Annotated in this window: 24 protein-coding genes; 3 read left to right on the plus strand and 21 right to left on the minus strand. The window is 57.4% G+C overall.

The genetic code is table 11. The features are described 5' to 3' along the window. Positions 1-19 precede the first annotated feature (19 nt). From glmS to rpmH, 21 genes are all read right to left on the minus strand, one after another. Complete coding sequence (gene glmS / locus AC1DU9_RS06370; RefSeq protein WP_223459085.1) at positions 20-1,852, minus strand: glutamine--fructose-6-phosphate transaminase (isomerizing); 1,833 nt, start codon at positions 1,850-1,852, stop codon at positions 20-22. 1 nt (position 1,853) lies between these two features. Next, positions 1,854-2,630 carry a DeoR family transcriptional regulator gene (locus AC1DU9_RS06375; protein ID WP_204932607.1) on the minus strand — a complete coding sequence of 259 codons (777 nt, stop codon included), beginning with the start codon at positions 2,628-2,630 and terminating at the stop codon, positions 1,854-1,856. A 173-nt stretch (positions 2,631-2,803) separates the two neighbouring features. Next, positions 2,804-4,171 (minus strand): bifunctional UDP-N-acetylglucosamine diphosphorylase/glucosamine-1-phosphate N-acetyltransferase GlmU, encoded by a 1,368-nt coding sequence (glmU, locus tag AC1DU9_RS06380; RefSeq protein ID WP_223459088.1) that lies wholly within the window; start codon positions 4,169-4,171, stop codon positions 2,804-2,806. A gap of 114 nt (positions 4,172-4,285) precedes the next feature. Then, a complete protein-coding gene (locus tag AC1DU9_RS06385) occupies positions 4,286-4,711 on the minus strand; it encodes a F0F1 ATP synthase subunit epsilon (RefSeq protein ID WP_007985046.1) in 426 nt (141 codons plus the stop codon). Positions 4,712-4,756: 45 nt separating this feature from the next. Then, a complete protein-coding gene (gene atpD / locus AC1DU9_RS06390; RefSeq protein ID WP_223459090.1) occupies positions 4,757-6,136 on the minus strand; it encodes a F0F1 ATP synthase subunit beta in 1,380 nt (459 codons plus the stop codon). 27 nt (positions 6,137-6,163) lie between these two features. Further along, a complete protein-coding gene (atpG, locus tag AC1DU9_RS06395) occupies positions 6,164-7,024 on the minus strand; it encodes a F0F1 ATP synthase subunit gamma (RefSeq protein ID WP_007934344.1) in 861 nt (286 codons plus the stop codon). A gap of 50 nt (positions 7,025-7,074) precedes the next feature. Then, the gene (gene atpA, locus AC1DU9_RS06400) at positions 7,075-8,619 is read right to left on the minus strand and encodes a F0F1 ATP synthase subunit alpha (protein ID WP_030132553.1); all 1,545 of its coding nucleotides are present in this window, start codon (positions 8,617-8,619) and stop codon (positions 7,075-7,077) included. A gap of 21 nt (positions 8,620-8,640) precedes the next feature. Further along, positions 8,641-9,177, minus strand: a complete 537-nt coding sequence (locus AC1DU9_RS06405; protein WP_108218799.1) for a F0F1 ATP synthase subunit delta — start codon at positions 9,175-9,177, stop codon at positions 8,641-8,643. A gap of 12 nt (positions 9,178-9,189) precedes the next feature. Beyond that, the gene (locus tag AC1DU9_RS06410; RefSeq protein ID WP_108218798.1) at positions 9,190-9,660 is read right to left on the minus strand and encodes a F0F1 ATP synthase subunit B; all 471 of its coding nucleotides are present in this window, start codon (positions 9,658-9,660) and stop codon (positions 9,190-9,192) included. A 58-nt stretch (positions 9,661-9,718) separates the two neighbouring features. Further along, a complete protein-coding gene (gene atpE, locus AC1DU9_RS06415; protein WP_003097235.1) occupies positions 9,719-9,976 on the minus strand; it encodes a F0F1 ATP synthase subunit C in 258 nt (85 codons plus the stop codon). Between the two features lie 134 nt (positions 9,977-10,110). Next, complete coding sequence (gene atpB, locus AC1DU9_RS06420) at positions 10,111-10,980, minus strand: F0F1 ATP synthase subunit A (RefSeq protein WP_223459093.1); 870 nt, start codon at positions 10,978-10,980, stop codon at positions 10,111-10,113. Between the two features lie 16 nt (positions 10,981-10,996). Further along, on the minus strand, positions 10,997-11,404 hold the full coding sequence (locus AC1DU9_RS06425) for a F0F1 ATP synthase subunit I (RefSeq protein WP_223459271.1): 408 nt from the start codon (positions 11,402-11,404) through the stop codon (positions 10,997-10,999). 148 nt (positions 11,405-11,552) lie between these two features. Beyond that, positions 11,553-12,425 (minus strand): ParB/RepB/Spo0J family partition protein, encoded by an 873-nt coding sequence (locus AC1DU9_RS06430; protein WP_223459096.1) that lies wholly within the window; start codon positions 12,423-12,425, stop codon positions 11,553-11,555. A gap of 9 nt (positions 12,426-12,434) precedes the next feature. Next, positions 12,435-13,232: a ParA family protein gene (locus AC1DU9_RS06435; RefSeq protein WP_007969897.1), complete on the minus strand. Its 798-nt coding sequence runs from the start codon at positions 13,230-13,232 to the stop codon at positions 12,435-12,437. An 18-nt stretch (positions 13,233-13,250) separates the two neighbouring features. Beyond that, the gene (gene rsmG, locus AC1DU9_RS06440) at positions 13,251-13,895 is read right to left on the minus strand and encodes a 16S rRNA (guanine(527)-N(7))-methyltransferase RsmG (RefSeq protein ID WP_477809903.1); all 645 of its coding nucleotides are present in this window, start codon (positions 13,893-13,895) and stop codon (positions 13,251-13,253) included. Then, positions 13,892-15,790 (minus strand): tRNA uridine-5-carboxymethylaminomethyl(34) synthesis enzyme MnmG, encoded by a 1,899-nt coding sequence (mnmG, locus tag AC1DU9_RS06445; RefSeq protein ID WP_223459100.1) that lies wholly within the window; start codon positions 15,788-15,790, stop codon positions 13,892-13,894. Before mnmG ends, rsmG begins: the two co-directional genes overlap by 4 nt. Positions 15,791-16,339: 549 nt before the next feature. Then, positions 16,340-17,710: a tRNA uridine-5-carboxymethylaminomethyl(34) synthesis GTPase MnmE gene (gene mnmE / locus AC1DU9_RS06450; RefSeq protein WP_477809904.1), complete on the minus strand. Its 1,371-nt coding sequence runs from the start codon at positions 17,708-17,710 to the stop codon at positions 16,340-16,342. A 79-nt stretch (positions 17,711-17,789) separates the two neighbouring features. After that, a complete protein-coding gene (yidC, locus tag AC1DU9_RS06455; RefSeq protein ID WP_477809905.1) occupies positions 17,790-19,469 on the minus strand; it encodes a membrane protein insertase YidC in 1,680 nt (559 codons plus the stop codon). Between the two features lie 2 nt (positions 19,470-19,471). Beyond that, positions 19,472-19,717 (minus strand): membrane protein insertion efficiency factor YidD, encoded by a 246-nt coding sequence (gene yidD, locus AC1DU9_RS06460; protein WP_010207715.1) that lies wholly within the window; start codon positions 19,715-19,717, stop codon positions 19,472-19,474. Then, entirely contained in the window at positions 19,710-20,111 is a 402-nt protein-coding gene (gene rnpA, locus AC1DU9_RS06465) for a ribonuclease P protein component (RefSeq protein WP_056727027.1), read from the minus strand. Before rnpA ends, yidD begins: the two co-directional genes overlap by 8 nt. Positions 20,112-20,127: 16 nt before the next feature. Next, complete coding sequence (gene rpmH, locus AC1DU9_RS06470) at positions 20,128-20,262, minus strand: 50S ribosomal protein L34 (protein ID WP_003213577.1); 135 nt, start codon at positions 20,260-20,262, stop codon at positions 20,128-20,130. A 566-nt stretch (positions 20,263-20,828) separates the two neighbouring features. On the opposite strand from rpmH, the gene dnaA reads away from it, so the two are divergent. From dnaA to recF, 3 genes are read left to right on the plus strand one after another with little or no spacing between them, the layout of a single operon-like run. Continuing rightward, positions 20,829-22,349 carry a chromosomal replication initiator protein DnaA gene (gene dnaA / locus AC1DU9_RS06475; RefSeq protein WP_223459104.1) on the plus strand — a complete coding sequence of 507 codons (1,521 nt, stop codon included), beginning with the start codon at positions 20,829-20,831 and terminating at the stop codon, positions 22,347-22,349. Positions 22,350-22,388: 39 nt separating this feature from the next. Beyond that, on the plus strand, positions 22,389-23,492 hold the full coding sequence (dnaN, locus tag AC1DU9_RS06480) for a DNA polymerase III subunit beta (protein ID WP_007969885.1): 1,104 nt from the start codon (positions 22,389-22,391) through the stop codon (positions 23,490-23,492). Positions 23,493-23,512: 20 nt separating this feature from the next. After that, complete coding sequence (gene recF / locus AC1DU9_RS06485) at positions 23,513-24,616, plus strand: DNA replication/repair protein RecF (RefSeq protein ID WP_477809906.1); 1,104 nt, start codon at positions 23,513-23,515, stop codon at positions 24,614-24,616. Positions 24,617-24,620 lie beyond the last annotated feature (4 nt).

Consider the following 24,620-nt stretch of genomic DNA (forward strand, 5'->3'; position numbering starts at 1 on the left):
GTTTTTCATTGTGGATAACTTATTCCACAGTGACCGACTTCGCCAAGTTGCGCGGCTGGTCAACGTCGGTGCCCTTGAGCACGGCAACGTAGTACGACAGCAGTTGCAGCGGGATGGTGTAGAGGATCGGCGACAGGATGTCGTGGATGTGCGGCATATGCACCACGTGGGTACCTTCACCGTTGGTCATGCCGGCCTTCTCGTCTGCGAAGACGATCAACTGGCCACCGCGGGCACGGACTTCCTGGAGGTTGGACTTCAACTTCTCCAGCAGTTCGTTGTTCGGCGCCACGGTCACCACTGGCATGTCGTTATCCACAAGCGCCAACGGGCCGTGTTTCAGTTCACCGGCCGGGTAGGCTTCGGCGTGGATGTAGGAGATTTCCTTGAGCTTGAGTGCCCCTTCCATCGCTACCGGGAACTGAGCACCACGGCCGAGGAACAGCGTGTGGTGTTTCTCGGCGAACAGCTCGGAGATTTTTTCCACGGTGCTGTCCATGGCCAGCGCTTCGCCCAGACGGGTTGGCAAACGGCGCAGTTCTTCGACCAGCGTCGCTTCGACGCCTTTGGCCAAGGTGCCACGAACCTGGCCCAGGGAAAGCGTCAGCAACAACAGGCCAACCAATTGCGTGGTGAAGGCTTTGGTCGAAGCCACACCGATTTCGCGACCGGCCTGGGTCAACAGGGTCAGGTCGGATTCACGTACCAGCGAGCTGATGCCGACGTTGCAGATCGCCAGGCTGGCGAGGTAACCCAGTTCCTTGGCGTTGCGCAGTGCGGCCAGGGTGTCGGCGGTTTCGCCGGACTGGGAAATGGTCACGAACAAGGTGTCCGGCTGCACCACCACCTTGCGGTAGCGGAATTCGCTGGCGACTTCGACCTGGCAAGGAATGCCGGCCAGCTCTTCGAGCCAGTAACGCGCGACCATGCCGGCGTGGTAGCTGGTGCCGCACGCGACGATCTGTACGTTACGCACTTTGGCGAACAGCTCGGCCGCCTGTGGGCCGAATGCCTGTACCAGTACCTGGTTCTGGCTCAGGCGACCTTCCAGGGTGCGCTGCACCACGGACGGTTGCTCGTGGATTTCCTTGAGCATGAAGTGGCGGAACTCGCCCTTTTCAGCGGCTTCGGCACCGTCGCGATACTGCACGGATTCGCGCTCGACAGCCTGGCCGTCAACGTCCCAGATCTGCACGCTGTCGCGGCGGATTTCGGCGATATCGCCTTCTTCCAGGTACATGAAACGGTCAGTGACCTGACGCAGGGCCAACTGGTCGGACGCCAGGAAGTTTTCCCCCAGACCCAGGCCGATCACCAACGGGCTGCCGCTGCGGGCTGCGACCAGGCGATCCGGTTGCTGCGCGCTGATCACTGCCAGGCCGTAAGCACCGTGCAACTCTTTGACGGTTGCCTTGAGGGCCACAGTCAGATCGCGCAGATCCTTGAGTTTGTGGTTCAGCAGGTGGGAGATGACTTCAGTGTCGGTGTCCGAAGTGAACACATAGCCCAGGGCTTTGAGTTGTTCACGCAGGGCTTCGTGGTTTTCGATGATGCCGTTGTGCACCACCGCCAGGTCACCGGAGAAATGCGGGTGAGCATTGCGCTCGCACGGTGCACCGTGGGTGGCCCAGCGGGTGTGGGCGATACCCAGACGACCGACCAGCGGCTCGGTGGCCAATGCCTGCTCCAGCTCACTGACCTTGCCCGGACGACGCACGCGCTCGAGTTTTTCGTCATTGGTGTAGACCGCCACACCAGCACTGTCATACCCACGGTATTCCAGGCGCTTCAGGCCTTCGACGAGGATGGCGGTGATGTTACGTTCTGCGACTGCGCCGACAATTCCACACATGCTATTTCTCCTGACTGACAGCCGCGCAAATCAAATTGATGCCGCGGGCCTGAATCTGATCGCGAGCCTCTAGCGGCAGGCGTTCATCCGTAATAAGGGTATGGACACTGCTCCAGGGCAGCTCCAGGTTGGGAATCTTGCGGCCGATTTTGTCGGCCTCCACCATCACGACCACTTCGCGGGCGACTTCGGCCATGACCCGGCTCAACCCGAGCAGTTCGTTGAAGGTGGTTGTACCGCGAACCAGATCGATGCCATCGGCCCCGATGAACAGCTGGTCGAAGTCGTAGGAGCGTAGTACCTGCTCGGCAACCTGCCCCTGAAAGGACTCGGAATGTGGGTCCCAGGTGCCACCGGTCATCAATAGCACCGGTTCGTGCTCAAGTTCGCTCAGGGCATTGGCGACATGCAGCGAGTTGGTCATCACCACCAGACCGGGTTGCTGTCCGAGTTCCGGGATCATCGAGGCGGTGGTACTGCCACTGTCGATAATGATGCGCGCATGCTCGCGAATCCGCGCGACGGCGGCACGGGCGATGGCTTGCTTGTATATGGAAACCGGCTGACCAAGATCCGCGACCAGCTCCTGAGGCATGGTGATCGCCCCGCCGTAACGACGCAGCAACAGACCATTGCTTTCAAGTGCTGCCAGATCCTTGCGAATCGTAACTTCCGATGTTTCGAAGCGCTTGGCCAACTCATCCACACTGACTTCGCCCTGCTCATTGAGCAAGGCGAGGATGTTGTGGCGACGCTGAGGTGTGTTGCGCTTTGACATGAGCTGATAAGTTTCGTTTCGAAAGATAGCGGAAGCAATCAAAACCTATCAGCGAAACTTCGTCAAGCGCCATGCGATAAAAAGAGCTGTGGATAAAAGCATCGCGGGCAAGCCCGCGAATGCAATTGATCAGACTGTGAATAACTACAGTCGATCATTGGGCTGTGGATAACTCAGCTCTTCTTGATTTTCTCCGGCCGCTTCCAGCCGTCGATGTTCTTCTGGCGAGCACGTCCGATGGCCAACTGGGATTTATCCACAGTCGAGGTGATGGTCGAACCGGCCGCTGTCGTTGCACCGGCGAGGATATCCACAGGCGCCACCAACGAGTTGTTGGAACCGATGAACACGTCTTCACCCAACACGGTTTTCCACTTGTTGGCGCCGTCGTAGTTGCAGGTGATGGTACCGGCACCGATGTTGGAGCGCGCGCCCACCTCGGCATCGCCCAGATAGGCCAGGTGACCGGCCTTGGCGCCTTCGCCCAAGTGAGCGTTTTTCAGCTCGACGAAGTTACCCACATGCGCCCGGGCTTCCAGCACGGTGCCTGGACGCAGACGGGCGAATGGGCCGGCATCGCTGCCTTCACCCAGAATGGCACCCTCGATATGGCTGTTGGCCTTGATGACCACGCCTTTGCGCAGGGTGCTGTCCTTGATCACGCAGTTCGGGCCGATCACCACGTCGTCTTCGATGACCACCTTGCCCTCGAGGATCACGTTGATATCGATCAGCACGTCGCGGCCAACGGTGACTTCGCCGCGTACATCGAAACGAGCCGGGTCGCGCAGTGTCACACCTTGGGCCATCAAACGACGGCCGGCGCGCAGCTGATAGTGGCGCTCGAGTTCGGAAAGCTGCTTGCGGTCGTTGGCGCCCTGCACTTCCATGGCGTCGTGGGGTTGTTCGGTGGCCACTACCAGACCATCGTTGACCGCCATTTCGATCACGTCGGTCAGGTAATACTCACCCTGAACATTGTTGTTCGACAGGCGGCTCGTCCAGTCGGCCAAGCGATCGGCAGGAACAGCGAGGATGCCGGTGTTGCCTTCGCGGATCGCGCGTTGCGCTTCGTTGGCATCCTTGTGTTCAACGATGGCAGCGACTTTACCTTCAACGTCGCGCACGATGCGGCCATAACCGGTCGCATCGTCAAGTTCGACAGTCAGCAGGCCCATCTGTCCTGGCACTACCTGAGTCAGCAGGCGTTGCAGGGTTTCCACTTCAATCAACGGTACGTCACCGTAAAGAACCAGCACGGTGTCGGATTTGATGAAGGGAACTGCCTGGGCCACGGCGTGGCCGGTTCCCAGCTGTTTGTCCTGCAGAACGAAGTTCAGGTCGTCAGCGGCCAGACGTTCGCGCACGGCGTCGGCACCATGACCAATCACGACGTGGATGCGCTGTGGATCAAGTTGCCGGGCGCTGTGGATAACATGGCCGAGCATCGAATTGCCGGCAATCGGGTGCAAGACTTTCGGCAAGGCAGAACGCATGCGCGTGCCTTGGCCAGCAGCGAGAATAACGATTTCAAGGGACATGACTGGCTACCAATCCAGGGTGGTCAGCGACTGCGACCAAGGTTATAAAATGTCGAAAAAGAAAAAGGGTAGCCGAGGCTACCCTTTTTTATCAATCACACAACAAGCGCTGCCTTAATGGCCGAACTTCTTGCGGATCTGCTGGACGGTGCGCAGCTGAGCTGCAGCCTCGGCCAGTCGAGCAGCAGCAGAACCGTAATCGAATTCCGCGCCCCGCTCATGCAAGGCTTTCTCGGCAGCCTTAACGGCTTCCAGAGCTGCGGCTTCGTCCAGGTCGGCAGCACGTTGCACGGTGTCGGCAAGAACCTTGACCATGTTCGGCTGAACCTCGAGGAAACCACCGGAGATGTAATACACCTCCTCTTCCCCGCCCTGCTTGACCAGGCGGATCGGACCTGGCTTCAGATTAGTGATCAGCGGCGCGTGACCCAGGGCGATACCAAGATCACCCAGTGCACCGTGCGCAATCACCATCTCGACCAGACCGGAAAAGATTTCTCCTTCCGCGCTGACGATATCGCAATGGACTGTCATAGCCATCTGATTGCCTCAACCTAAATTAGCGCCCGTTGCCGGGCGCCGGGATTACAGTTTCTTGGCTTTCTCGATCGCTTCTTCGATGCCGCCAACCATGTAGAACGCTTGTTCTGGCAGGTGGTCGTAGTCACCGTTGAGGATGCCTTTGAAGCCAGCAATGGTGTCTTTCAGGGAAACGTATTTACCCGATGCACCGGTGAAGACTTCAGCCACGAAGAACGGCTGCGACAAGAAACGCTGGATCTTACGAGCACGGTTTACCAACTGCTTGTCGGCTTCCGACAGCTCGTCCATACCCAGGATCGCAATGATGTCCTTCAGTTCTTTGTAACGCTGCAGAACGTACTGAACACCGCGAGCGGTATCGTAGTGGTCCTGGCCGATTACGTTCGGGTCCAGCTGGCGCGAAGTCGAGTCGAGTGGATCGACCGCCGGGTAGATACCCAGGGAAGCGATGTCACGGGACAGAACGACGGTAGCGTCCAAGTGGGCGAAGGTGGTCGCTGGCGACGGGTCGGTCAAGTCGTCCGCAGGTACGTATACCGCCTGGATCGAGGTGATCGAACCTTCCTTGGTCGAAGTGATACGTTCTTGCAGAACGCCCATCTCTTCAGCCAGGGTCGGCTGGTAACCTACTGCCGAAGGCATACGGCCCAGCAGTGCGGATACTTCAGTACCGGCCAGGGTGTAACGATAGATGTTGTCGACGAACAGCAGAACGTCGTTACCTTCGTCACGGAACTTCTCGGCCATGGTCAGGCCGGTCAGTGCTACGCGCAGACGGTTACCCGGCGGCTCGTTCATCTGACCGTAAACCAGTGCCACTTTGTCCAGAACGTTGGAGTCCTTCATCTCGTGGTAGAAGTCGTTACCCTCACGAGTACGCTCACCCACACCGGCGAACACGGAATAACCGCTGTGCTCGATGGCGATGTTACGGATCAGTTCCATCATGTTTACGGTTTTGCCTACACCGGCACCACCGAACAGACCGACTTTACCGCCTTTGGCGAACGGGCAAACCAGGTCGATAACCTTGATGCCGGTTTCCAGCAGGTCGTTGCCGCCTGCCTGTTCAGCGAACGAAGGCGCTGGACGGTGAATGCCCCAACGCTCTTCGGTGTCGATCGGACCAGCTTCGTCGATCGGGTTACCGAGGACGTCCATGATCCGGCCCAGGGTCGCTTTACCGACCGGTACGGAGATGGCTTTGCCGGAGTCGATGACGTCCAGACCGCGCTTCAAGCCCTCGGTGGAACCCATCGCAATGGTACGAACCACGCCGTCGCCCAGCTGCTGCTGAACTTCCAGGGTGGTCCCGGCCGCGCTTTGAACTGTCAGCGCGTTGTAGATGCTCGGTACGCTGTCGCGTGGAAATTCCACGTCGATAACGGCGCCGATGATTTGAACGATACGTCCGCTACTCATAGCTGGATCCTCTGAATATTTGAACCGTTAAACCGCGGCAGCGCCGCCGACGATTTCCGAGATCTCTTGGGTGATCGCAGCCTGACGCGCCTTGTTGTAGACCAGCTGCAAATCGCTGATCAAATCACCGGCGTTGTCGGTAGCGTTCTTCATCGCGATCATCCGCGCAGCCTGTTCAGCCGCGTTGTTCTCGACCACCGCCTGGTAGACCTGCGACTCGACGTAACGGACCATCAAGCCATCAAGCAGCTCTTTGGCGTCCGGTTCGTAGAGATAGTCCCAGTGGTGCTTGAGTTCTTGATCCGGGGTTGCCACCAGTGGAATCAACTGCTCCACGGTAGGCTGTTGCGTCATGGTGTTGATGAACTTGTTGGACACCACGGACAGGCGGTCAATACGGCCGTCCAGGTAGGCATCCAGCATCACCTTGACGCTGCCGATCAGATCATTGATCGACGGCTCTTCACCCAGGTGGCTGATAGCTGCTACGACGTTACCGCCGAAGTTGCGGAAGAAAGCCGCACCCTTGCTACCAACTACACACAGATCGATCTCGACGCCGTTTTCGCGGTTTACCGCCATGTCCTTGACCAGAGCCTTGAACAGGTTGGTGTTCAAGCCACCACACAGACCACGGTCACTGCTCACTACGACATAACCAACTCGCTTTACTTCACGGTCGATCATGAACGGGTGGCGATATTCCGGGTTAGCGTTGGCCAGATGACCAATAACCTGGCGGATGCGCTCCGCGTAAGGACGGCTAGCAGCCATGCGCATTTGTGCCTTGCGCATTTTACTGACCGCCACTTTTTCCATGGCGCTGGTAATCTTTTGCGTGCTTTTGATGCTCGCAATCTTACTGCGAATCTCTTTTGCGCCTGCCATGTAACACCTATCAGGTTAGCAAGCGGGAGCCTTGCGGCTCCCGCTGCGGCTTACCAGGTTTGGGTGGCCTTGAACTTCTCGATACCGGCTTTCATGCCAGCGTCGATTTCGTCATTGAAGTCACCTTTCACGTTGATCTTCGCCATCAAATCGGCGTGATCGCGGTTGAAGAAAGCAATCAGCGCTTGTTCGAAGCTGCCGATCTTGGCGATTTCAACGTCAGTCAGGAACCCACGCTCAGCGGCATACAGCGACAGCGCCATGTCAGCGATCGACATTGGTGCGTATTGCTTCTGCTTCATCAGCTCGGTAACGCGCTGACCATGCTCAAGTTGCTTACGGGTCGCTTCGTCCAGGTCAGAAGCGAACTGGGCGAATGCCGCCAGTTCACGGTACTGAGCCAGAGCGGTACGGATACCACCGGACAGCTTCTTGATGATCTTGGTCTGAGCGGCACCACCCACACGGGATACCGAAACACCGGCGTTCACTGCAGGGCGGATGCCCGAGTTGAACATGGCCGATTCCAGGAAGATCTGACCGTCAGTGATGGAAATCACGTTGGTCGGAACGAACGCGGAAACGTCGCCAGCCTGGGTTTCGATGATCGGCAGTGCGGTCAGGGAACCGGTTTTGCCGGTCACTGCGCCGTTGGTGAACTTCTCTACGTATTCTTCCGAAACGCGGGATGCGCGCTCCAGCAGACGGGAGTGGAGATAGAACACGTCGCCTGGGTAAGCTTCACGGCCTGGTGGACGGCGCAGCAGCAGGGAAATCTGGCGGTAAGCCACTGCTTGCTTGGACAGATCGTCATAAACGATCAGCGCGTCTTCACCGCGGTCGCGGAAGAATTCACCCATGGTGCAACCGGAGTACGGTGCCAGGAATTGCAGCGCAGGAGATTCCGAAGCACTGGCAGCCACGATGATCGTGTTGGCCAGGGCGCCGTTTTCTTCCAGCTTGCGAACCACGTTGGCGATGGTCGATTGTTTCTGACCGATAGCTACGTAGACGCAGAAAATGCCGCTGTTCTTCTGGTTGATGATCGCGTCGATCGCCAGAGCGGTTTTACCGATCTGACGGTCACCGATGATCAGCTCACGCTGACCACGGCCGACCGGGATCATGGCATCGACAGCCTTGTAGCCAGTCTGTACAGGCTGGTCTACCGACTTACGCCAGATCACGCCTGGAGCAACTTTCTCGACCGCGTCGGTCTCGGTGTTGCCCAACGGACCTTTGCCGTCAACAGGGTTACCCAGTGCGTCGACAACGCGACCCAGCAGTTCCTTACCAACTGGAACTTCCAGGATGCGGCCGGTGCACTTGGCGCTCATGCCTTCAGCCAGAGACTGGTAAGCGCCCAATACAACGGCACCTACGGAGTCTTGCTCCAGGTTGAGGGCCATGCCGAAGACGCCGCCCGGAAACTCGATCATCTCGCCGTACATAACGTCGGCCAGACCGTGAATCCGCACGATACCGTCAGATACGCTGACGACAGTGCCTTCGTTACGGGCTTGGGAGGTCACATCGAGCTTGTCGATGCGGCCCTTGATAATTTCACTTATTTCGGAAGGATTGAGTTGCTGCATTGCTCTGCTGCCCCTTCAAACTCAAGATTTCAATGCTTCGGCCAGTTTCGCGATTTTGCCGCGAATCGAGCCATCGATAACCAGGTCGCCGGCGCGGATGACGACACCACCAATAAGGGCAGCGTCCTCCGCAACTTGCAGGCGCACTTCCCGGTTGAGTCGTGCACTGAGAACCTTGGCGAGTTTGTCTTGCTGTTCTTGGTTCAATGCAAAAGCACTGGTCACTTCAACGTCTACCGACTTCTCTTGCTCGGCCTTGTACAGGTCGAAAAGAGCGGCGATCTCCGGCAATAGCAGGAGACGGTCGTTTTCGGCAACGACATTGATGAAGTTCTGTGCCTTGGCATCAAACTTGTCGCCACACACGTCAATGAACGTGGTGGCCTTTTCTGCGCTCGTCAGTCGCGGGGCCTTGAGCACGCGCTGCAGGGTGTCGTCTTGCGACACCGCCGCAGCCAGGCCGAGCATGGCTGACCAATTGGCCAGTTGCTGGTGGGCCTGAGCGTGCTCGAAGGCCGCCTTAGCGTAAGGTCGGGCCAACGTGGTCAGTTCTGCCATGATCGCCCTCGCTTAGATTTCAGCAGCCAGTTGGTTAACCAGCTTTGCGTGCGCGTTTTGATCGATTGTGGCACCCAGGATCTTCTCGGCGCCTTCGACTGCCAGCAAGCCCACTTGGGCACGCAGCATGTCTTTGACGCTGTTCAGTTCCTGTTCGATCTCGGCCTGAGCCTGAACCTTCACACGGTCAGCGTCGACACGGGCTTTTTCAACAGCCTCTTCGACAATCTGATTACCGCGTTTCTTGGCTTGCTCGATGATTTCAGCTGCCTGAGCTTTCGCTTCGCGCAGTTGCTGACCCGCTTTCTCTTGGGCCAACTCCAGGTCGCGAGCTGCACGGCTGGCAGCGTCCAGACCATCAGCGATCTTCTTTTGACGTTCGTGCAGTGCCGCAATGACCGGAGGCCATACGAACTTCATGCAGAACAGTACAAAAATCAGGAACGCAACGGACTGGCCAATCAGGGTCGCATTAATGTTCACGCCAACACCTCGCAGTTACGTTGTCCATCACACCAAATTACCCGGAAGATCCGAGTAATCAGCCAGCGATTTGACCAACGAACGGGTTCGCAAAGGTGAAGAACAGAGCGATACCAACACCGATCATGGTTACGGCGTCGAGCAGACCGGCAACGATGAACATTTTAACTTGCAGCATTGGAACCATTTCTGGCTGACGCGCTGCGCCTTCCAGGAACTTGCCGCCCAGCAGGCCGAAACCAATTGCGGTACCCAGTGCGCCCAGGCCGATCAACAGTGCAACAGCGATAGCGGTTAGACCAACTACAGTTTCCATCTTTCCTCCCGACTTTTACGTCGTATGGTTTAGGTTTTTTTAATTTAAAGCGGTAAAACAAATCGTTTCAGAGGCCCCGTTAAGAGCCCCCTCCCGTTTAACGGGGAGGGACATCAGACTAGTCGAGACTGGTCTTAATGGTTTTCTTCGTGTGCCATCGACAGGTAGACGATGGTCAGCATCATGAAGATGAACGCCTGCAGGGTGATGATCAGGATGTGGAACACAGCCCACGCCCACTGCAGAACGACGCCCAGGCCGCTGAGCCAGAGCAGACCGCTGCCGAACATCACAGCAATCAGAATGAAGACCAGCTCGCCGGCGTACATGTTGCCGAACAGACGCAGAGCCAGGGAGATCGGCTTGGCGATCAGGGTCACGAATTCCAGCAGGAAGTTCACCGGGATCAGCAGGGCCTGAAGGAAGATGTTCTTGCTGCCGAACGGGTGCAGGGTCAGCTCGCCGATGAAGCCGCCGAGGCCCTTGATCTTGATGCTGTAGAAAATGATCAGCGCGAACACCGTGAAGGCCATGGCCAGAGTCGCGTTCGGGTCGGTGGTCGACACGGCGCGGAACGGGATGTGGTGGTCGCCGGAGATCAGGATGGCCAGCTGAGGAATCCAGTCGACCGGTACCAGGTCGACGGCGTTCATCAGGAACACCCAGACGAAGATGGTCAGTGCCAACGGTGCAATCACCGGGCTACGGCCATGGAAGCTGTCTTTCACGCTGCCATCGACGAATTCGACCAATACTTCAACGAAGTTCTGCAAAGCACCAGGAACACCGGTAGTCGCCTTCTTTGCCGCCATGCGGAAAAGAAGAACGAAGATCAGACCCAATGCGACCGACCAGCCGAGAGTATCGACGTGGAAAGCCCAGAAGCCCATTTCCTTGGCTTCTGCTGCGGTGTGGGCAAAGCCCCAGCCGCCGGTAGGGAGCTGACCGAAGGTCAGGTTCTGCAAGTGGTGCTGGATATAGCCCGAAGCGGTTGTTTCTGCCATGGTTGCCTCAAACGCCCTAAGGTCTCGAAAGTCTTGTTCTCATCAGCAGGGGAGCGAACCAGCTGACCAGTTGGGTCAGCACGAAGACGCCGAATACAGCTAGCGGCGCCAATGGCTTCACACCTGCGAACGTCAATGCAAAAAGCACCGCCGTCAAAATCAGTTTGCCCGCCTCGCCGGCATAAAATGACCGGACGATGGCTTGAGCTGCCCGGGCGCCGGTAAACCGAAATGCCCTGTGAGCGAAATAAACATTGGGAAGCAAGGCTATCAGGCCTCCGCAGAGCCCCGAGTACCCGGCAACGACTCCATACCGTTGCCAGAGCGCCAAAGCGGCAATGAGCAGAACGACAAATTGAGCCATTAACACCGGAAAAACTGCCAGACGATGGAAGGGCAGGCGGTTTGGCGTGCGGGTTTCCATCACTTTTACTCCCCAATGGTCGGCTGCCGAAACTCACTAACTTGGCATAATTTGTGCCGACAAAATGCGCGCAGAGTATAGGGGCGGTTCTGCCCCTATTCAACTGTCAGGTAGTGATTTCCGACTGCGCGCTACATGAGGAAATGTTTCAGCGGATATGTGCAAGTACGCCTTGAAGCTCATCCAGAGAGTTGTAACCAATCACCAACTGCCCTTTACCCTTCTTACCGTGGCGAATCTGCACCGCAGAGCCTAGGCGCTCGGCCAGGCGCTGCTCGAGGCGGGCGATATCCGGGTCCGGTTTTGCCGGTTCAACAGGCTCCGGTTTGCCACTCAACCACTGGCGAACCAGTGCCTCGGTCTGGCGCACGGTCAGTCCGCGTGCGACAACATGTCGCGCCCCTTCAACCTGTTGAATTTCCGGCAAACCGAGCAAAGCACGGGCATGACCCATTTCCAGGTCGCCGTGGGACAACATGGTCTTGATGACTTCCGGCAAGGAAATCAGGCGCAGCAGGTTAGCCACGGTCACCCGGGACTTACCCACCGCCTCGGCCACCTGTTGCTGGGTCAGCTGGAACTCCTGCTGCAAACGCTGCAGGGCCACCGCTTCTTCAATCGGGTTCAGGTCTTCGCGCTGGATGTTCTCGATCAGCGCGATGGCGATCGCGGTTTCATCGGGTACATCGCGAACCATCGCCGGGATGGTTTCCTGGCCGGCTTGCTGGCTGGCGCGCCAGCGACGTTCGCCGGCAATGATTTCAAAGCGGCCGCTGCCGATCGGGCGAACCACGATGGGCTGCATGACGCCCTGGGCCTTGATCGACTGTGCCAGCTCTTCGAGCGCCTGCGGATCCATGTCACGACGCGGCTGGTACTTGCCGCGCTGGAGCAGATCCAGGGGAAGGTGCTGCAGCTCTCGCTGATCGGCTTGCGCCGCTTGTTCCTCCAGCGAGTTGACAGTCGGACCACTCAACAGAGCATCCAGTCCACGTCCGAGACCTCGTTTCTTGACGGCCATGGGGATTCCTTAAGTTGCCTGAGCAGCGGCGATGCGTGAGTTTTTGCGTTGACGACGAACCATTTCGCCCGCCAATGCCAAGTAGGCAACGGCGCCTCGCGATGCTTTGTCGTACGCCAGCGCCGGCATGCCGTAGCTTGGTGCTTCGGCCAGACGGATGTTGCGCGGAATGACGGTGTCGTAGAGCTGTTCGCCGAAGTGTTCCTTGAGCTGCGCCGAGACATCGTTCATCAGGCTCAGGCGCGGGTCGTACATCGTCCGCAGCAGGCCTTCGACCTTGAGGTTCGGGTTCAGCAGTTCAGCGATACGCTTGATGTTATCCACAAGGTCGCTCAAGCCTTCGAGTGCGAAGTACTCGCACTGCATGGGGATAATGACCCCGTCGGCGGCAACCAGTGCGTTCAGGGTCAGCATCGACAGCGACGGCGGGCAGTCGATCAGGATGTAATCGTAGTTTTCCCGGATCGGCGCCAGCGCACTGCGCAGACGGCTTTCCTTCATCTGCATTTCCAGCAGCACCACTTCGGCCGCGGTGAGGTCGCGGTTAGCCGGCAACAACTGGTAACCACCGTGTTCGGAGAAGTGCATGGCCTGGGCCAGATCACATTCGCCGATCAGCAGATCGTAGACCGAGTTTTCCAGGCCATGTTTATCCACACCGCTACCCATGGTGGCGTTGCCCTGTGGATCAAGGTCGATCAACAGCACCCGACGCTTGGTCGCGACCAGGGATGCTGCGAGGTTGATGCAGGTGGTGGTTTTGCCCACGCCACCCTTTTGGTTCGCAATCGCGAATACCTTAGCCATTCTTGCTTGTGTTCCCAATCATGCCGTGCGGCGCAGTATCAGCAGATGGCGTTGGCCTTGGCAACCAGGTACGGCCAGGGCGTGTTCGCTATCGAGGTGGAAGTCTGCCGGCAATGCTACCAGCTCATCGGCCGGATGAACGCCCTTCATTGCCAGCCAGCGTGTTTCGTTATCGCCGAGGTGGCGAGTCCAGTTGCTGAAGTTCTCCATGCTGCTGAACGCCCGGGAAATGATCCCGTTGAACGGCTGGGCAGGCTGGAAGGCTTCGACGCGACTGTGGATAACTTGCAGGTTATCCAGTTTGAGTTCGAGTTTGACCTGGGTCAGGAAGCGGGTTTTCTTGCCATTGCTGTCCAGGCAGGTCACCTGGGACTCGGGAAACAGGATCGCCAGCGGAATGCCAGGCATGCCGCCGCCACTGCCGACGTCGAGCCAGCGTCCGTTTTCGATGAATGACATCACGCTCAGACTGTCGAGCAGGTGACGGGAGACCATTTCGTCCGGATCACGCACGGCGGTGAGGTTGTAAGCCTTGTTCCATTTGATCAACAGGGCCAGGTAACCCAGCAGTTGCGCGTGCTGGGTTTCTGTCAGTGTGACGCCAAGCTGGCGGGCACCTGTGGATAACTCTTCTGCGTGTTGCGAAGTGACCAACGAACTCAAGCGCTTTGCTCCAACTGACGGCCCGCGCCGCGTTTTTTCAAATGAATCATCAACAGCGAAATGGCCGCTGGCGTTACGCCCGGGATACGCGAGGCCTGGCCCAAAGTCTCTGGACGGGTCGCACCGAGCTTGCTCTGGATCTCTTTGGAGAGACCGGAAATGTTCGTGTAATCGATATCCACAGGCAGTTTGGTGTCTTCGCTGGCGCGCAAGCGGGCGATTTCATCCTGTTGACGATCGATGTAGCCGGCGTACTTGGTCTTGATTTCGACCTGCTCGGCAACCTGTGGATCTTCTGCGCCCCCACCAGTCACGGCGATCAGACCAGCGTAGTCGATTTCCGGACGGCTCAGCAGGTTGAGCAAATTGTATTCGTGGGTCAGCGGCGTACCGAACTTCTCGGAAATCGCATCGCCCTGCTCGGTGCCTGGGCGAACCCAGGTACTTTTCAAGCGTTGCTCTTCCAGTTCGATGCTTTCGCGCTTTTTGCAGAAAGCTGCCCAACGCTCGTCATCCACCAGGCCCAGTTCGCGACCTTTTTCGGTCAAGCGCAGGTCGGCGTTGTCTTCACGAAGGATCAAGCGGTACTCGGCACGGGACGTGAACATCCGGTATGGCTCTTGAGTACCAAGGGTAATCAGGTCGTCGACCAACACGCCGATGTAGGCCTCGTCGCGACGCGGGCACCAGGCATCTTTGCCTTGTGCACGCAGTGCTGCGTTGGTCCCGGCCAGCAAACCCTGGGCGCCGGCTTCTTCGTAACCGGTGGTGCCGTTGATTTGCCCGGCAAAGAACAGGCCGCCGATGACTTTGGTTTCCAGGCTGTACTTCAGGTCGCGCGGGTCGAAGTAGTCGTACTCGATGGCGTAGCCCGGACGCACGATGTGCGCGTTTTCCATGCCGCGGATCGATTGCACGATCTGCAGTTGCACGTCGAACGGCAAGCTTGTGGATATCCCGTTCGGATACAGCTCGTTTGTCGTCAGGCCTTCCGGTTCGATGAAGACCTGGTGGCTTTCCTTGTCGGCAAAGCGATGGATCTTGTCTTCGATCGACGGGCAATAACGCGGACCGATCCCTTCGATCTCACCGGCAGCGGAATACATCGGCGAACGGTCGAGGTTCGCGGCAATGATTTCGTGGGTGCGCGCATTCGTGTGGGTAATCCAGCAACTGACCTGCCGTGGATGCTGTTCTTTGTTGCCCATGAACGACATCACCGGGATCGGCGTATCGCCCGGTTGTTCGGCCATCACCGAGAAATCCACAGACCGGCCGTCGATACGCGGCGGAGTACCGGTTTTCAAACGACCCACACGCAATGGCAGTTCACGCAGACGGTGAGCCAGCGCAATCGACGGCGGATCACCGGCGCGACCGCCGGAAAAATTCTGCAAACCGATGTGGATAAGTCCACCGAGGAACGTACCGGTGGTCAACACCACCGAATCGGCGAAGAAACGCAGGCCCATTTGGGTGACAACACCACGGACTTGTTCCTGCTCGACGATCAGATCGTCAGCGGCCTGTTGAAATATCCACAGGTTCGGCTGGTTTTCCAGGATTTCGCGAACAGCGGCCTTGTACAGAACCCGGTCTGCCTGTGCGCGGGTTGCACGTACGGCCGGGCCTTTGCGGCTGTTCAACACGCGAAACTGGATACCGCCTTTATCGGTAGCCATGGCCATCGCGCCACCGAGGGCATCGATTTCCTTGACCAGATGGCTTTTGCCGATCCCGCCAATGGCCGGGTTGCAACTCATGGCACCGAGGGTTTCCACGTTATGCGTCAGCAACAGGGTTTTAACCCCCATACGTGCTGAGGCCAGTGCTGCCTCGGTACCGGCATGACCGCCGCCGATGACGATCACTTCAAAACGGGAAGGGAAATCCACCACGCACCTCGTGCCTGCTTAAGTAGGTAATTCAGGAATAGTTTGAGCTCAGGTTTTTGGACCTGGTCGACAAGTATAGGGACTTCGCCCTTCCTAAAGAACCCTTTGCACAAAATTTAACCAGCTGTGGAAAACTCGGGGTTATAGAAATTAAAAAGAAAGAAATTTATTAAATCTTTGTTTTTATGTTTATTTCTATGCACATGCCTTTCTGTGGATAGATCTATACAGCCCTTTGTTTTCAATGTGTACAGAGATTCAAAACCCTGTGTCCATGTGCCAATGAGGCCCTTGGATAACCGGTGTAAGCCTGTGGATGAAACGGGTGGTTATCCACAGAGGTGGTTATGTTCAGTTTTCAGGCCCTGTTATCAACTGACCTTAGCCGCGGTTATTCACAGGGCTTAATCCACAGAAAAGCGCCGTTTGCCCGAAATCCGGGTACAGGAATTGCGCCCAAGCAGACGAAGTCCGCTCGGCACTGGAGGTTTTTTCAGAAAAGGAGAGAGCAGACAGGCACGAATGGCCTGTCTGTGAATAACAGGAGGGCTACTTACCGATACAGAAGCTGGAGAAAATTCGCCCCAGCAGGTCGTCAGAGCTGAAAGCACCGGTGATTTCACCCAGCGACTGCTGAGCCTGGCGCAAATCCTCGGCCAACAACTCGCCAGCACCGGCCAGGGTCAATTGGGCACGACCATGCTCGAGAGCAGCACTGGCATGACGTAGCGCCTCCAGGTGGCGCCGGCGAGCACTGAAACTGCTTTCGGACGTCTGTTCATAACCCATGCAGGCCTTGAGGTGATCACGCAGTAGCTCCAGGCCGACACCACCAGACTTGGCGCTAAGGCTGATGGTGACGTGACCGTCGTCGCTGACCTCCAGGGCAATGGCTTCGCCCGTAAGGTCGGCCTTGTTGCGGATCAGGGTGACTTTCGCGGGATCGGGACGGATTTCGAGAAATTCCGGCCACAGCGCGAACGGATCGAGGGCTTCCGGTGCCGAAGCATCGACCACCAGCAATACTCGATCTGCTTCGCCGATGGCTTTCAGGGCTCGCTCGACGCCGATTTTTTCCACATGATCATCGGTATCGCGCAGACCGGCGGTATCCACCACGTGCAACGGCATGCCATCAATGTGGATATGTTCACGAAGCACGTCCCGGGTGGTGCCGGCAATTTCGGTCACGATCGCCGCTTCACGCCCGGCCAGGGCATTGAGCAGGCTGGATTTACCGGCATTCGGACGACCGGCAATCACCACGGTCATGCCGTCACGCAGCAAGGCGCCCTGCCCGGCTTCGCGCATGACGGTGGATAACTCGTCGCGCACTTTGTCGAGCATGCTCAGTACGTGGCCATCGGCGAGGAAGTCGATTTCCTCTTCCGGGAAATCGATGGCCGCTTCGACATAGATGCGCAGGCCGATCAATTGCTCGGTGAGGTTGTGCACACGTGACGAGAAAGCCCCCTGCAGGGAGCGCAACGCGTTTCTCGCAGCCTGGGCAGAACTGGCTTCAATCAGGTCGGCAATGGCTTCGGCCTKAGCCAGATCAAGTTTGTCGTTGAGGAAGGCGCGCTCACTGAATTCCCCCGGTCGGGCGAGCCGGCAACCCAGTTCCAGGCAGCGCTTGAGCAGCATATCCAGAACGATCGGGCCGCCGTGGCCTTGCAACTCCAGCACATCTTCGCCAGTGAAAGAGTTCGGGCCCGGGAAATACAGGGCGATGCCTTGGTCCAGTACTTCATCGTTTTCACTTAAAAACGGACCGTAGTGAGCAAATCGCGGCTTGAGTTCGCGACCGCTGAAAGCCTTGGCCGCAACGCTGGCCAACGGCCCGGAAATACGGACGATGCCTACACCGCCGCGACCTTGAGCGGTGGCGACGGCGGCGATGGTTTCACGAGGAGCGCTCATAAACCGGTATCCAGACAAAAGTGACAGATAGCAAAACGCCCCACTAGGGGGCGTTTTGAGTGGTTATCCACAGTGTAAATCAGGCAGCTGCTTTGGTAGCCGCTTCGATCTTACGAGTGATGTACCACTGTTGGGCGATCGACAGGCAGTTGTTCACTACCCAGTACAGCACCAGACCCGCCGGGAACCACAGGAAGAAGAAGGTGAAGATGATTGGCATCAGCTTCATCACCTTGGCCTGCATCGGATCCGGTGGAGTCGGGTTCAGCTGCTGCTGGATGAACATGGTTGCACCCATGATGATCGGCAGAATGAAGAACGGATCCTTGATCGACAGGTCAGTAATCCACAGCATGAACGGCGCCTGACGCATCTCGACGCTTTCCAGCAGAACCCAGTACAGCGAGAGGAAAACCGGCATCTGCACGAGGATTGGCAAGCAACCACCCAGCGGATTGATCTTCTCTTTCTTGTACAGCTCCATCATGGCTTGCGACATTTTCTGCCGGTCATCGCCATGTTGCTCTTTCAGCGCTGCCAGTTTCGGTGCCACTGCACGCATGCGCGCCATGGATTTGTAGCTGGCAGCCGACAGTGGGAAGAAAATCCCTTTGATCAGCATGGTCAGGAAGATGATCGACCAGCCCCAGTTACCCACAATGGCGTGGATGTGTTGCAGCAACCAGAAGATCGGTTGGGCGATGAACCACAGAATGCCGTAGTCGACGGTCAGTTCCAGACCTGGGGACAACTCTTTCAGCACAGCCTGGCTTTTCGGACCTGCGTACAGAACAGCGCTGGTCTCAGCCTTGGCACCCGGTGCAACACTCATCGATGGGCCGGTGTAGCCAATGATGTAGTTGCCTTTGCTGTCTTTACGGGTCTGGACGACGTTGTTTTCGCCCTTGGCCGGAATCCATGCGGTCACGAAGTAGTGCTGCAACCAGGCAACCCAACCGCCAGTGACGGTTTCTTTCAACGGCGCCTTGTCCATGTCCTTCATGGACACTTTCTTGTACGGCTCCGAACTTGTCCACAGGGCGGCGCCCAGGTAAGTCGCGGTGCCGGTAGCCGTGGTCGACGAAGGATCGGCGCTGGCGTCGCGCTTCAACTGGGCGAACATCGCACCGGTCCAGGGCTGGGCGCTCTGGTTGTCGATCAGGTAGGAAACGGTTACGTCGTACAGGCCGCGTTTCAGGGTGAAACGCTTGATGTAGTTGACGCCGTCCTTGCTGAACTTCAGGTCTACGACCAATTGGTCCTGACYGTCAGCCAGTTGATAAACCTTCTTCTCCGAGGAATAAACCGGACGACCGGCCGGATTTGCATCCGGACCGTTGCTTCCGATCAGACCGCTTTGCGCCAGATAAGTACGTTCGCCGCCATTATCGAACAGCTGGAACGGAATTTCCGGGTGATCCTGACGACGCGGATACAGCGGCAGGGTCAGCTGGGCAACATCGCCACCTTGTGGGTCGACAGCCAGGTCCAGTACATCCGTTTTGATCTGGATGAGGTCCTTGCTCACAGCCACCGGAGTTTCGGCAGGTGCGCTGGTGTCGCTTGCAGCACGTGGAATGTCGTCACTGGCGGAAGCGTTGGAGCCAGATGCCGTATCCGGCAGGCCCGATGCAGTCGTATTGGTGGCAACATTCTGAGTCGGCAGGGCAGCCTGGCCATAGTCCTGGTTCCATTTAAGAACCATAACGTAGGACACGATTGCCAGGGCGACGATCAGGATCGTGCGTTTGATATCCATGATTACTCGGCCATCGAAGAAGAACGGGAGGTAGGGATAGGTGGAACCGGGTCATAACCACCGGGATTCCACGGATGACAGCGACCTAAACGACGAAAGGTCAGCCAGCCACCGCGAAGAAGGCCATGATTTTCGATGGCTTCTAACGCGTAGCAGGAACAACTGGGGTAGAAACGACAGTGACTGGCCATCAGGGGACTAATGGCATAGCGATAAAACTGGATCGGAACGAGTGCCAGTTTACGCATCTGGACTGTCTACCCCTACAGTTTCGGTTTTGACTGCTGGTACCGGCGAACTGCGAGCCAGACGCTTCCAGAGTTTGCCGAAATGCTGAATCAATTCGGGGTTTTCTACATCACCCAAACCTTTGCGCGCGACGATAACGATGTCCCAGCCGACCAGAGAATCCTGGTTCAGGCGAAACGACTCGCGCATCAGACGTTTGAGGCGATTGCGCTCGACGGAGAGCTTTACGCTCTTTTTCCCGATAACCAACCCGAGACGGGGGTGATCAAGATCGTTGTTGCGCGCAAGGAGCAGGAGATTTTTCCCCGGAACCTTGCCGGTAGGGGAGTCAAAGACCGCCTTGAATTGCCGGGGGGTAAGCAGACGCTTTTCCCGACTGAAGTCCTGACTCACCTCCAGTGCCGGATTATCAAACTGCCAGACGCGCACGACCTTTGGCGCGACGACGCGACAGGACGGCACGACCGTTCTTGGTAGCCATGCGAGCACGGAAACCGTGGGTACGAGCGCGTTTGATAGTGCTTGGTTGGAAAGTACGTTTCATTGTCGTGTTACCTGGTTCGTCCACAACGGGCCGGAATGGCCCCCGTTTTAAGAGACCGGGGATTCTAGAGAAAGCAAGCCTTCAGGTCAATTTCCAACCAGCGTTTCCTTATAAATAGATCTCCGGACGTTTTCCGCTGAACGAACCGTCGGCAAATATAAAAATAAGAAAGGAAAGTATTTAAAGCTTTTCTGTAAAGCTTATAAAAGCTAGGCCCGCAGTCTTCTGTGGATAAGTCGATTCAGCCCTTGTTTTGTCTGCTGTACAGAGAATGACAACTACAGTGGAAAACAGTGTTCAGCCTGTGCTGCGCTGTCGGATAACCTGTGTGTGGAAGCTGGGTTTATCCACAGGCCGGTTATCCACCGAGTTTCGCCCCCACTTGTGCAATGACCTTAACCCCGGTTATCCACAGAGCTTATGCACAGACCACTGGTCGTCTTTTTTGCGTATGAAACGGCGATTCTTCTTGGTCGATGAACCACCTTCGTGTGGATAAGTCGGCGTCTGGTCGCTACAATGGCCGCTTGTTTTTGCCTCACCGGCTTTCAACTTAGGGGATATCCGTGTCAGTGGAACTTTGGCAGCAGTGCGTGGAGCTTTTGCGCGATGAGCTGCCTGCCCAACAATTCAACACTTGGATCCGTCCACTACAGGTCGAAGCTGAAGGCGACGAGTTGCGTGTCTATGCACCCAATCGTTTTGTTCTGGACTGGGTCAATGAAAAGTACTTGGGGCGTGTTCTCGAATTGCTCGATGAGCACGGCAATGGCATGGCGCCTGCGCTTTCCTTATTAATAGGCAGCAAACGCAGTTCGGCACCCCGTGCCGCACCCAATGCTCCCCTGGCTGCCGCGGCTTCCCAGGCCCAGGCTGCTCAAGCGCCCGCCAGTCCACCGCCAGCACCTGCCGCCGCGTCGACCAAGCGTGCGCCGCAAAAAGTGGCTGAGGTCACCGAGGAAGAACCTTCCCGTGACAGCTTCGACCCGATGGCCGGCGCCAGTTCGCAACAGGCACCTGTGCGCGCCGAGCAACGTACCGTGCAGGTTGAAGGTGCGCTCAAGCACACCAGTTACCTGAACCGCACCTTTACCTTTGAGAACTTCGTTGAAGGTAAATCCAACCAGTTGGCGCGCGCCGCCGCATGGCAGGTGGCAGACAACCCCAAGCACGGTTACAACCCGCTCTTCCTTTATGGTGGCGTCGGCCTGGGTAAAACCCACTTGATGCACGCTGTGGGTAACCATCTATTAAAGAAGAACCCGAATGCCAAGGTCGTATACCTGCATTCCGAGCGTTTCGTGGCGGACATGGTCAAGGCCCTGCAACTGAACGCGATCAACGAGTTCAAGCGCTTCTACCGTTCGGTGGATGCGTTGCTGATCGATGACATTCAGTTCTTCGCCCGCAAGGAGCGTTCCCAGGAAGAGTTTTTCCACACCTTCAACGCCCTGCTCGAAGGTGGCCAGCAGGTCATTCTCACCAGTGACCGCTACCCGAAAGAAATCGAAGGCCTTGAAGAACGGCTCAAATCCCGCTTCGGCTGGGGCCTGACCGTAGCGGTCGAGCCGCCGGAACTGGAAACCCGCGTGGCGATCCTGATGAAGAAGGCCGATCAGGCCAAAGTCGAGCTGCCTCACGACGCCGCGTTCTTCATTGCCCAACGTATTCGCTCAAACGTCCGTGAGCTGGAAGGCGCGCTCAAACGCGTGATCGCCCACTCGCACTTCATGGGTCGCGATATCACCATCGAGCTGATTCGCGAATCCCTTAAGGACTTGTTGGCGTTGCAGGATAAACTGGTCTCTGTGGATAACATTCAGCGCACTGTCGCCGAGTACTACAAGATCAAGATCTCAGATTTGCTGTCCAAACGCCGTTCGCGTTCGGTCGCTCGTCCGCGTCAGGTCGCCATGGCGTTGTCCAAGGAACTGACCAACCACAGCCTGCCGGAAATCGGCGATGTGTTTGGCGGTCGCGACCATACAACGGTCTTGCACGCGTGCCGCAAGATCAACGAACTTAAGGAATCCGACGCGGACATCCGCGAGGACTACAAGAACCTGCTGCGTACGCTGACCACTTGATGAATACCAGCGCAGCTTATTAAGGCAAGGGACTAGACCATGCATTTCACCATTCAACGCGAAGCCCTGTTGAAACCCCTGCAACTGGTCGCAGGCGTCGTCGAACGCCGACAGACCTTGCCGGTGCTTTCCAACGTGCTGCTGGTTGTCGAAGGCCAGCAACTGTCGCTGACCGGTACCGACCTGGAAGTCGAGCTGGTCGGTCGTGTTCAACTCGAAGAGCCGGCGGATCCGGGTTCCATCACCGTGCCGGCGCGCAAGCTGATGGACATCTGCAAAAGCCTGCCGAACGATGCGCTGATCGACATCAAGGTCGATGAGCAGAAGCTTGTGGTCAAAGCCGGCCGTAGCCGCTTCACCCTGTCGACACTGCCAGCCAATGACTTCCCTACTGTGGAAGAAGGCCCGGGTTCGCTGACCTGCAGCCTGGAGCAAAGCAAACTGCGTCGTCTGATCGAACGCACCAGCTTCGCCATGGCCCAGCAGGACGTGCGTTACTACCTCAACGGCATGTTGCTGGAAGTGTCCGCTGGCGTAATCCGCGCCGTAGCCACCGACGGTCATCGTCTGGCCATGTGCTCGATGCAGGCCGATATCGGCCAGCCGGATCGTCACCAGGTCATCGTGCCGCGCAAAGGTATCCTTGAACTGGCACGCCTGCTCACCGAGCCGGACGGCAATGTCAGTATCGTGCTGGGTCAGCACCACATCCGCGCCACCACCGGGGAATTCACCTTCACCTCGAAACTGGTCGACGGCAAATTCCCGGACTACGAGCGTGTTCTGCCTAAGGGCGGAGACAAGCTGGTGCTGGGTGATCGCCAGGCGCTGCGCGAAGCGTTCAGCCGGACCGCGATTCTGTCCAACGAAAAGTACCGTGGTATCCGTCTGCAACTGGCCAGCGGTCAGCTGAAGATCCAGGCGAACAACCCGGAGCAGGAAGAAGCGGAAGAAGAAGTGGGCGTTGAATACAACGGTGGCTCCCTGGAAATCGGCTTCAACGTGAGCTACCTGCTCGACGTACTGGGCGTGATGACCACCGAGCAGGTTCGTCTGATCCTGTCCGACTCCAACAGCAGCGCGCTGGTGCAGGAATCGGATAACGACGACTCGGCCTACGTTGTCATGCCGATGCGTCTGTAATCATTCTCAGCAGAAGCTAGATGTCCTTAAGTCGCGTCTCGGTCACCGCGGTGCGCAATCTGCATCCGGTGACCTTCTCCCCCTCCCCCCGCATCAATATTCTTTACGGCGCCAACGGCAGCGGCAAAACCAGTGTTCTGGAAGCCATCCATCTGCTGGGGCTTGCCCGTTCGTTTCGCAGCACCCGTCTGTTGCCGGTCATTCAATACGAAAAATTGGCGTGCACGGTCTTTGGCCAGGTTGAACTGGCGGAGGGTGGGCAAAGCGCCTTGGGCATTTCGCGGGATCGCCAAGGCGAATTTCAGATCCGTATCGATGGGCAGAACGCGCGCAGCGCCGCACAACTGGCCGAGATCTTGCCACTGCAATTGATCAATCCGGACAGCTTTCGATTGCTGGAAGGTGCGCCGAAGATTCGCCGGCAGTTTCTGGACTGGGGTGTGTTCCACGTGGAACCGCGCTTCATGTCAACCTGGCAGCGCTTGCAGAAGGCCCTGCGCCAGAGAAACTCTTGGCTGCGGCATGGTACACTTGACGCCGTTTCGCAAGCGGTTTGGGACAGGGAACTGTGCCAGGCCAGCGCTGAAATTGATGAATACCGCCGCGCTTATATCAAAGCCTTGAAACCAGTCTTTGAACAAACCTTGAGCGATCTGGTTGAGCTTGAAGGCTTGACGCTCAGCTATTACCGCGGCTGGGACAAAGACCGTGAACTGAGTGCCGTACTCGCTGGATCCCTTCAACGGGATCAGCAAATGGGGCATACCCAGGCCGGACCACAACGTGCTGATTTGCGTCTCAGACTGGGCGCGCACAACGCCGCGGACATCTTGTCCCGTGGCCAGCAGAAGTTGGTGGTTTGCGCATTACGGATTGCCCAAGGGCACTTGGTCAGCCAGGCTCGACGCGGTCAGTGTATTTATCTGGTGGATGACTTGCCGTCCGAGCTGGACGAGCACCACCGTCGCGCGCTTTGCCGCTTGTTGGAAGACTTACGCTGCCAGGTGTTTATCACCTGTGTAGATCACGAATTATTGAGGGAAGGCTGGCAGACGGAAACGCCAGTCGCTCTGTTCCACGTGGAACAGGGCCGTATCACCCAGACCCACGACCATCGGGAGTGAAGGC

The sequence above is a fragment of the Pseudomonas sp. P4_C1 genome (assembly GCF_056402155.1).

What these genes read in the sequence shown, in the direction of transcription:
- glmS (WP_223459085.1), bottom strand. Translation starts at nt 1,852, where the DNA reads ATGTGTGGAATTGTCGGCGCAGTCGCAGAACGTAACATCACCGCCATC.
- AC1DU9_RS06375 (WP_204932607.1), bottom strand. Translation starts at nt 2,630, where the DNA reads ATGTCAAAGCGCAACACACCTCAGCGTCGCCACAACATCCTCGCCTTG.
- glmU (WP_223459088.1), bottom strand. Translation starts at nt 4,171, where the DNA reads ATGTCCCTTGAAATCGTTATTCTCGCTGCTGGCCAAGGCACGCGCATG.
- AC1DU9_RS06385 (WP_007985046.1), bottom strand. Translation starts at nt 4,711, where the DNA reads ATGGCTATGACAGTCCATTGCGATATCGTCAGCGCGGAAGGAGAAATC.
- atpD (WP_223459090.1), bottom strand. Translation starts at nt 6,136, where the DNA reads ATGAGTAGCGGACGTATCGTTCAAATCATCGGCGCCGTTATCGACGTG.
- atpG (WP_007934344.1), bottom strand. Translation starts at nt 7,024, where the DNA reads ATGGCAGGCGCAAAAGAGATTCGCAGTAAGATTGCGAGCATCAAAAGC.
- atpA (WP_030132553.1), bottom strand. Translation starts at nt 8,619, where the DNA reads ATGCAGCAACTCAATCCTTCCGAAATAAGTGAAATTATCAAGGGCCGC.
- AC1DU9_RS06405 (WP_108218799.1), bottom strand. Translation starts at nt 9,177, where the DNA reads ATGGCAGAACTGACCACGTTGGCCCGACCTTACGCTAAGGCGGCCTTC.
- atpE (WP_003097235.1), bottom strand. Translation starts at nt 9,976, where the DNA reads ATGGAAACTGTAGTTGGTCTAACCGCTATCGCTGTTGCACTGTTGATC.
- atpB (WP_223459093.1), bottom strand. Translation starts at nt 10,980, where the DNA reads ATGGCAGAAACAACCGCTTCGGGCTATATCCAGCACCACTTGCAGAAC.
- AC1DU9_RS06425 (WP_223459271.1), bottom strand. Translation starts at nt 11,404, where the DNA reads ATGGAAACCCGCACGCCAAACCGCCTGCCCTTCCATCGTCTGGCAGTT.
- AC1DU9_RS06430 (WP_223459096.1), bottom strand. Translation starts at nt 12,425, where the DNA reads ATGGCCGTCAAGAAACGAGGTCTCGGACGTGGACTGGATGCTCTGTTG.
- AC1DU9_RS06435 (WP_007969897.1), bottom strand. Translation starts at nt 13,232, where the DNA reads ATGGCTAAGGTATTCGCGATTGCGAACCAAAAGGGTGGCGTGGGCAAA.
- yidD (WP_010207715.1), bottom strand. Translation starts at nt 19,717, where the DNA reads ATGCGTAAACTGGCACTCGTTCCGATCCAGTTTTATCGCTATGCCATT.
- rpmH (WP_003213577.1), bottom strand. Translation starts at nt 20,262, where the DNA reads ATGAAACGTACTTTCCAACCAAGCACTATCAAACGCGCTCGTACCCAC.
- dnaN (WP_007969885.1), top strand. Translation starts at nt 22,389, where the DNA reads ATGCATTTCACCATTCAACGCGAAGCCCTGTTGAAACCCCTGCAACTG.
- recF (WP_477809906.1), top strand. Translation starts at nt 23,513, where the DNA reads ATGTCCTTAAGTCGCGTCTCGGTCACCGCGGTGCGCAATCTGCATCCG.